Below are 1,161 nucleotides of genomic sequence, written 5' to 3' on the forward strand. Positions count from 1 at the left end.
GTCACATAACTCTCTTCTAGTTCAAGAAAATTTATCAGCTATATCAATAGTTTACATGACGCGGGATGGAGCAGCCTGGTAGCTCGTCGGGCTCATAACCCGAAGGTCGTCGGTTCAAATCCGGCTCCCGCAACCAATTCGAATAGTCGGGAAGAATTGGTAAATTAAATAAATTTTTTCTTCAAAATCAATGGCTTACTACGACTTTAAGTTTCGACTAAGTTATAAATCTACATTTTTGGTCACAAAAACTTCCTCTAAGTAATTGAAATAAAACTATTTTCTTAGTTCATTCATTATTTTTGGTCACACCTATAATCTAAATGAACTAACTTTACCTTTCATTGTGATCACTTGCTGATTTTGTCACATTATTCTTATTAATTAGAAGTTTCTGATGTTACGTCGCTATCTTGTTTAAATTTTATGCAAAAAATCACTGTGGCGAATCTGTGACCAAAATGTGACCAAACTCGATTTTTAGGCTGGTATTCCGTCGCCCTTAAGCCGTTACATATCATGCACAATCCCCCATGAAATGAGGAAGTTTTGCTTTCGGGCATTTTGGTATCACTGGCATGTCGTTGAACTTTGGTCACAATTTTAATGTGACCAAAGCGTATAATCTCAGATATTAATCTACTTAAACTGTCGCAGTGTCGAATATCTGTAAGTATATGAAAATAAGCTCTTTTTTTCATAGGGGAGATTTGTATCAGGGCTAATCTGTAGGGGAGTTATGTGACCAAAACACTCATGACACATCTCAAGTTATGAGTTGATGGTTAGAGTTTTAAAAGTAGGTATTAGGTTGCAGTTACAATTCGATGCAAGTGCCGCTAGGTTGTAATCCTGTCTGGGTTTCAGGGGAAGACATTGCTTTCCCATCGGAGACGCTTTGCTGAACTCGACGATGCGCTAATGGCTTAGCTAGCATTCTATCAAATAAATTGCTTTGGCTTCATTGCGATCACTCTACTCTCACATTCTAAAGGGGGGGGCAAGCGATAAGGCGATCATACGGACCTTATGTCCCAGCTTCTGAAGCTCACTTGCAAAGTATTGCTCAACCACTACAACACTTTAAACCAATGATAAAAGATTCTTGTTGAATGAAGGAGTTGAGCACTTTGGTGCATTTGATGGTCTTTCTCTGTAATG

At 38.4% G+C, this 1,161-nt stretch carries 1 tRNA gene; it reads left to right on the forward strand.

Annotated features, from left to right (window positions below):
- Positions 1–59 precede the first annotated feature (59 nt).
- Positions 60–136: transfer RNA gene (locus FJM67_RS17355), tRNA-Met, on the forward strand.
- Positions 137–1,161: the final 1,025 nt, after the last annotated feature.

Source organism: Maribrevibacterium harenarium (assembly GCF_006385675.1).
Taxonomy (GTDB): domain Bacteria; phylum Pseudomonadota; class Gammaproteobacteria; order Pseudomonadales; family Marinomonadaceae; genus Marinomonas; species Marinomonas harenarium.